Raw genomic sequence first — 6,793 nt, 5'->3', positions numbered from 1 at the left:
GTCCGGCACCACACCCTCCGCCACCGCGCTCTCCGCCACCGCACTTCCCGATCCGGACGCCGCCGCGTACCCCGGCCCGCGGCCCCCACCACGGTCGGCGACCCCGTACCACCCCTGCGGGAACCCTCGACCGGCCGCGCGGTGGGGCCCTGACACCGTCCCGGACCAGTACGCTTCAGCGACGCCCGTCAGGGGCGGTGGGGCCCTTGTAGGGCAACCAAGCGTGCGCTAGCTTGGCTAGCGATGAGCGGTGACACGTGTGCCCACCCGGCCGCCCACGGCGAACTGGTCATCCAGCGCTGCACCGGCTGCGACCGCCGCAGTCACCTCCCCGAGCCGGCCTGCCCCTGGTGCGGCACCCGGGACTTCCGCTGCGAACCGGTCTGCGGCGAGGGCGTGGTGCACACCTTCACGGTCGTGCACCGCTCGTTCGCCCCCGGCTACCAGGGCCGCGAGCCGTACGTCGCGGCCTGGGTGGACCTGCGGGAAGGCCCGAGGGCGTTCGGCCACGTGGTGGGGTGCGCGCCGGAGGAGGTGCGCGTCGGCATGCCGGTGCGCGTGACGTTCATAGAGGACCTACCCCATTGGAGACCCGCGTGAAGCTGGGCAACGTGCTGATTCCCGTCGCCGACCTGGACGAGGCGATCGCCTTCTACGGGCTGCCGGTGAAGTTCCGCGACGGCGACAGGTTCGCGGCGCTCGACGGGGGCGGGGTCACCGTGGCGCTGGCCGGGCCCGCCGAGCACGTCACCGCCTCGGCCGCGCCCTCGTACAAGGTGGACGACGTGGCGCGGGCCGTGCGGGAGCTGACGGGTCGCGGCGCCGAGGTGGTGCGGGCCGCCGAGGACGGGCCGCACGAGAGGCGGGCCGTGCTGCGCGACCCCTCAGGGAACGTCTTCGTGCTCTATTCGCCCCTCTGACCAGGCCCTCTGATGTGGAGGCACCCCCATGGCACGATCACCGTACGGCAACTACGGCCACGCGATCCTGACCGCGGGAGCGCTGCGCACACCCGACAGGGTGGCGCTGACGTACTGCGGAGAGCAGAGCTTCACCTACGACGAGCTCAACAGGAGCGTCAACCGCCGCGCGAACGCCCTGATCGCCGCCGGGATCACGCCGGGACGGCGGGTAGCGGTGCTGCTCAACGAGACGTTGCGGGTGGCCGAGGTCTACCTGGCGCAGGCGAAGATCGGGGCGGTGACGGCGGCGCTGAACCCGTACTGGCCGGTGGAGACGGTGCGGGACGTGGTGGCCGCCTCGGGGTGCACGGCGTTGGTCCACGACGGGACGGTCGCGGGGGTGGTCGAACAGATCAGGGACGACCTCCCGGCGGTGACCACGTGGATCGACGTACGCGAGCCGCCGGCGGGTTCGGGCGCCGAGCCGCCGCTCGGCGGGTTCCACGACGATCCGCTGGCTCTGTACTACACCTCGGGGACGACGGGGCTGCCGAAGGCCGTCGTGCACACGCACGCGTCGTCGCTGGCCACGGCGCAGATCTGGCTGGACGTGCCGCGCGGGCCCGACGCGGTGTTCGGCACGGGCGCGATCATCTGGGGCATCGGCTTCCCCGCCATCGTCGGGCCCGCCCTCTACGCGGGCATGCGGCTGGTGCTGGAGCAGGACTGGGGCCCGGCGAACTTCCTGCGCGTCGTCCCCCGCGAACGGGTCACGCACGTGTCGCAGATCCCCTCGTTCTACGCCGCCCTGCTGGGCTCTCCCGGCCATGAGGACGTCGACCTGTCGTCCATCCGGGTGATCATGCTGGGCGGGGAGCCGCTGACCGCGACGATGCTCGACCGGATCAGGGCCAGGCTGCCGCAGGCGGCGGTGTTCTCGTACTACGGCCAGACCGAGGCGCCGTACACGTGCATGGGACGGGTGGACGACGGCTCGGTCCCGCTGGGGTCCTCCGGGCGCGCCCGCACCGGCAACGCGGTACGGATCACCAACCAGCGCGGCCACCGCGTGATCGACGAGGTCGGCGAGATCAACCTGGCCGGGCCGCACCGGATGGCGGGCTACGACGGCCCGCCGGAGCGCATGGCGGAGGTGCTGCGCGGCGAGTGGTACGTCGGGGGCGACCTCGGAACGCTCTCCGCCGACGGCGTGCTGCGCGTGCTCGGCCGCCGCGAGGACGCCATCGTCAAGGGCGGCGTCTGGACGCAGCCCGCCGTGATCGAGGAGGCGGCCTCCGCCCTCGACGGCGTGGCCGAGGCGGGCGCGGTCGGCGTGCCGGAGGGCGCGACGGAGCAGCGGGTGCTGCTGGCGGTCGTGCCGCGCGCCGGGCACTCGCTGGACGCCTCCAAGATCACGCTGTCGCTGGCCGACACGCTCCCCGCCCACCAGCGGCCCGACCACATCGTGGTGGCCGCGGAGCTTCCGCACGCGCAGGACGCCTCCGGCGGCCCCGGCAAGCTGCTGCGCAGGAAGATCCGCGAGCTGTACGGGTGAGCGCGTACGAGCACGAGGTCAAGGCGCTGCTGCGCGAGGCGGGAGTTCCGGTACCCCGCGGGGTCGTGGTGTGCGACGGCGACTTCGGCGCGGCCGGCGAGCTGGCCGCGCCGCTCGTGCTGAAGGCGTTCGGCCCCGGGCTGGTGCACAAGTCGGAGGCCGGGGCCGTGGTGCTGGGCCTGAGGCACGGCGAGCTCGCGGCGGCCGCCGAGGCGATGGCGGCACGGCTGGAGGTCGCGGGGTTCCTTGTCGAGGAGCAGGCGGAGGCCGGGGTCGAGCTCATCGTGGGCCTGGTGCGCGACCCGGGGTTCGGGCCGGTGGTGCTGGCCGGGCTCGGCGGGGTGTGGGCGGAGGCGCTGGCCGACACGGCGCTGCGGCTCTGCCCGCTCACGGAGCAGGACGCCCGGGGCATGCTGGCCTCGCTGCGCGGGACGGCGCTCCTGCGCGGGTGGCGCGGAGGCCCGCCCGTGGACGTGGACGCGGTGGTCGAGTTGCTCGTGACGGTCGCGGGCACCGGCGGGCTGTGGGAACGGCTGGAGCTGGGCGAGTTCGAACTGAACCCGGTCATCGTGGGACCCTCCGGGGTCGTGGCCGCCGACGCCCGCCTTCTCCCCGCCGCGGCCCCCGCGCGGGCGCGGGCGAGACCGCCTGCCGACTTCCTGCCGCTCTTCGAGCCCAGGGCCGTGGCCGTCGTCGGCGCGTCCACGACCCGGCCGGGCTTCGGCAACCTGTTCCTCGGCTTCTACCGCGACGCGGGCGTCCCGCTGGTGGCGGTGCATCCCGAGGCGGACGGGGTGTCAGGTGTGCCCGCCGTACGCTCCCCCGCGCTGGCCAAGGTGGACTACGCGCTGGTCGCCGTGCCGGCCGAGCGGTGCGCCGACGTCGTACGGCAGGCGCGCGGCATCCCGTTCGTGCAGGTGATGAGCGGCGGCTTCGGCGAGGCCGGGCGGCACGAGCTGGAGCGGGACCTGGTCGAGGCGGCGCGGGCGGCGGGCACGCGGCTGCTCGGGCCCAACTGCATGGGCGTCTACTGCCCGCGCGGCCGGCAGACGTTCGTCGGCGGCGGGCTCGGTCCGGCCGGTTCCGTGGCCCTGATCTCGCAGAGCGGCGGCCTGGCGGGCGAGGTGATCAAAGTCGGGGAACGGCGCGGGCTGGCGTTCAGCCGGGTCGCCACGGTCGGCAACGCCGCCGACGTGACCCCGGCCGAGCTGCTGCGCTGGCTGTCCGGCGACCCGGAGACGCGGGCGGTCGGGCTGTACCTGGAGGATCCGCGCGGCGGCCGGGAACTGTACGAGGCGCTGCGGGCCACGGACCTGCCCGTGGTGCTGCTCGTCGGCGGGCGCAGCGGGCAGGGGCAGCGGGCGGCGGCCTCCCACACGGGCGGGATGGTCAGCGACCGGCGGATCTGGGAGGCGGTGGCCGAGCAGGCGGGCGCCGCGCTGGTGTCGGGCCAGGACGACCTGATCGGGGTGCTGGCGTACTTCCAGGCGCACGGCTCGCGGCCTGCCTCAGGGGACGGCGTGCTGGTGGTGGGGCCGAGCGGAGGCGCGAGCGTGCTGGCCGCCGACGCGTTCGACGCGGCGGGGGTGCGGCTCGACCCGCTGCCGGACGACGCGTACGACGAGTTGCGCACGCTGGGGGTGGTCGCGACGGGCAATCCGCTGGAGGTGCCCGTCGGGCCGCTAGGGCGGGCCGGGCTCGTGGCCGACGTGATCGGCGTGATCACGCGGCGGCGGCCGTACCGGGACGTGGTGGCCCACGTGAACGTGCAGGCCTACTTCACGTACGGGAACGCGGCCGAGCCCCTGCACGCCTACGCCAGGGCGGTCGCGGGGGCCCAGGACGCGCTGCCGGGCACCCGGATCACCCTCGTCACCAGGAACGGCGACTGCGCGCCCGGGGGCGTCGAGGACGAAGTGAGGCGGATCGCGGCGGCGGCGGGGATCCCCGTCTACCGCTCCATGGAGGCGGCCGCGGCGGCCGTCGCCGGAGGAGGACGTCATGGGGTTGCTTGACGGCAAGGTCGCGCTGATCACCGGCGGAGCCCGGGGCATGGGGGCGGCGCACGTACGGCTCTTTCTGGAGGAGGGCGCGCGGGTGGTGTTCGGGGACGTGCTGGACGACGAGGGCAAGGCGCTGGCGGAGGAGACGGGCGCGGTCTACGTACGTCATGACGTGACGAGCGCGCGGGAGTGGGAGCGCGCCGTGGCGCTGGCCACCGACCTGTACGGCAAGCTCGACGTCCTGGTCAACAACGCAGGGATTCTGAAATATCGGCGCATTCACGAGATGTCACCCGCAGACTTCGACCAGGTGATCGGCGTCAACCTCAAGGGCTCATGGCTGGGGATCAAGTCGGTGATCGACCCCATGAAGGCGGCCGGGCGCGGCGCCGTCGTGAACATCTCCTCGATCGAGGGTTTCATCGGCGCCGAGGGGTTGTCGGCGTACTCGGCCTCGAAGTTCGGGCTGCGCGGGATCACCAAGTCGGCGGCGCGGGAGCTGGCCAGGCACAAGATCCGGGTCAACTCGGTGCACCCCGGCGCGATCGACACCGCGATGGTCATGAACCCCGACCTGGTGAACGAGGTGGACGCCGAGACGTTCGTGAAGTCCATGGTCATCAAGCGGTTCGCCAAGCCGGTCGAAGTGTCGCACGTGGTGGCGTTCCTGGCGTCCGACCGGGCCAGTTACTGCACGGGCAGCGAGTTCACGGTGGACGGAGGGCTGCTGACGGGGGCTGGATACTAAGATCTCACCACAAGGTAGATCTTTTGGGTTTAAACCACCTGGATCGGACATTTCTGGCAGCATCCTGACCTGCGGTTCTTTCCCAAGAAGAGTCGACTCTCTCTTGGGGCGTGCTTGACCTGGGGTTACCAAACGGTAACCTCGCTCATCGCAGGAGATGACAAGCCGCCGGTTTCGTCACACCAGTCACAGGGCGCTCTAGTACCCAGGTCTGCGTGGACAGAAACCGGTCTTGCCCGGAAGGTTCCCCCACGCCTCCATGACGCCAGAGATGCAGAAGTTCATCGAGCTGCTAGAGCGCCAGCTCGGCTACTCGGAGAAGGCCGGCGCGTACACCAAGTTCGGCTCCTGGTACGGCAAGAACGTCGAGTTCGACGCCGACTACAGCTCCGCCCCGTGGTGCGACATGATGCTGTCCTGGGCGGCGCACAAGCTGGGCTACGAGGAGTGGATCGGCCAGTTCGCCTGGACGGTCGCCCACGCGCGGTGGTTCAAGGAGCAGGGCGCGTGGGGGAAGAAGCCCAAGCCCGGCGCGATCGTCTTCTACGACTGGAGCGGATCCAACAAGATCGGCAGGATCGACCACGTAGGGGTCGTGACGTGGGTCGAGGGCGGCACGATCCACACGATCGAGGGCAACATCGACGGCGGCGTGGCCAAGCGCAAGGAACGCGACACGAGCAAGGTCGTCGGCTACGGCTACCCGGAGGAGATCAAGGCCCGCCTGGACGAGGAGGTCGCCCAGCAGGCCAAGGAGGCCAAGAAGAAGGCGGAGGAGCGGGCCGAGGAGCCGTCCAGGCCCGGCAATGACGTCGGCGTGCTCGAACTTCCCGAGGACGAGGCGCTGTCCGCCATGATCCCGCATGCCGAACGCGACGAGCCCGCCCGCGCCCCCCACTCCGGCGGCCGCGACACCGCGCCCAGCCCGGCCCCGTCGAAGAAGGCCGGGCAGGCCACCTCCCAGGCCACCGACAGCACCACCGGCAAGGAGCCCGTCAAGAAGGCCAAGCACGCCAAGCCGTCCACGGCCGACACCACGGCCGCGACCGCCGACCCGCTCCCCACGCACGTCGACACCACGGTCACCAGCCCGATGCCCGCCGTGTCGACGCCGACGCTGGTCGGCTCGGCGCTGGTGGCCGCGCTGGCGCTGCTCGCCGTGGCCAAGACCCGCCGGCTGCGGGCGAACGCGGCCGCCGCGACCGCGGCGAGTTCCCGCCCGACCCGCTCGAAGGCCGGGCACCGCCGCCGCCGCTCCGCCGCCACCGCGCCCCGGCGCCGGCTCGCCACCCGGCCGTTCGACCTGGCCACCGACGCCCCCGACCTCCGTACGACGGACACCGCCGCCGCGCACGCCCCACGCCACACCACGGCATCCGGCTCCCCGCACCACACCACGACGCCCGGGTTCACGCGCCACACGACCGACAGCACGGTGGTCGACCCCGCCTTCGACCCGGCTCCCGCCGAGACGGGGCCGCTCGAGATCGTCCTCGACACCGGCCCGCTCGACCGCGTCGTGGACACCGGCCCCTTCGAACGCATCGTCATCCCGGGTGCGACCAGCAGCTTCGACGCCTTCGCC

General features: G+C 72.7%; 6 protein-coding genes. All 6 read left to right on the top strand.

What is annotated here, in order from left to right; translation table 11 throughout:
* Nucleotides 1–243: 243 nt before the first annotated feature.
* Nucleotides 244–600: a Zn-ribbon domain-containing OB-fold protein gene (locus GUY59_RS45315; RefSeq protein WP_138208547.1), complete on the top strand. Its 357-nt coding sequence runs from the start codon at nt 244–246 to the stop codon at nt 598–600.
* A complete protein-coding gene (locus tag GUY59_RS45310; RefSeq protein ID WP_425465129.1) occupies nt 597–920 on the top strand; it encodes a VOC family protein in 324 nt (107 codons plus the stop codon). The genes GUY59_RS45315 and GUY59_RS45310 overlap by 4 nt, the downstream gene beginning before the upstream one ends.
* Nucleotides 921–948: 28 nt before the next feature.
* Nucleotides 949–2,457, top strand: coding sequence for a class I adenylate-forming enzyme family protein (locus tag GUY59_RS45305; protein ID WP_138208546.1), 1,509 nt, complete (start codon nt 949–951; stop codon nt 2,455–2,457).
* Complete coding sequence (locus GUY59_RS45300) at nt 2,454–4,472, top strand: acetate--CoA ligase family protein (protein ID WP_138208545.1); 2,019 nt, start codon at nt 2,454–2,456, stop codon at nt 4,470–4,472. The genes GUY59_RS45305 and GUY59_RS45300 overlap by 4 nt, the downstream gene beginning before the upstream one ends.
* Complete coding sequence (locus GUY59_RS45295) at nt 4,459–5,208, top strand: SDR family NAD(P)-dependent oxidoreductase (protein WP_138208544.1); 750 nt, start codon at nt 4,459–4,461, stop codon at nt 5,206–5,208. The genes GUY59_RS45300 and GUY59_RS45295 overlap by 14 nt, the downstream gene beginning before the upstream one ends.
* A gap of 259 nt (nt 5,209–5,467) precedes the next feature.
* Nucleotides 5,468–6,793: CHAP domain-containing protein (locus tag GUY59_RS45290; RefSeq protein WP_161715069.1), on the top strand; the 1,326-nt coding region annotated here is incomplete at its 3' end.

It is taken from the genome of Nonomuraea sp. K271, assembly GCF_009908215.1.
GTDB classification, from domain to species: domain Bacteria; phylum Actinomycetota; class Actinomycetes; order Streptosporangiales; family Streptosporangiaceae; genus Nonomuraea; species Nonomuraea longispora.
Note: the sequence above shows the minus strand (reverse complement) of the source record. Positions and strands in the feature narration are given on the sequence as shown.

Coding starts and splice junctions, on each gene's coding strand:
- GUY59_RS45305 (WP_138208546.1), top strand. CDS start 949: ATGGCACGATCACCGTACGGCAACTACGGCCACGCGATCCTGACCGCG.
- GUY59_RS45295 (WP_138208544.1), top strand. CDS start 4,459: ATGGGGTTGCTTGACGGCAAGGTCGCGCTGATCACCGGCGGAGCCCGG.
- GUY59_RS45315 (WP_138208547.1), top strand. CDS start 244: ATGAGCGGTGACACGTGTGCCCACCCGGCCGCCCACGGCGAACTGGTC.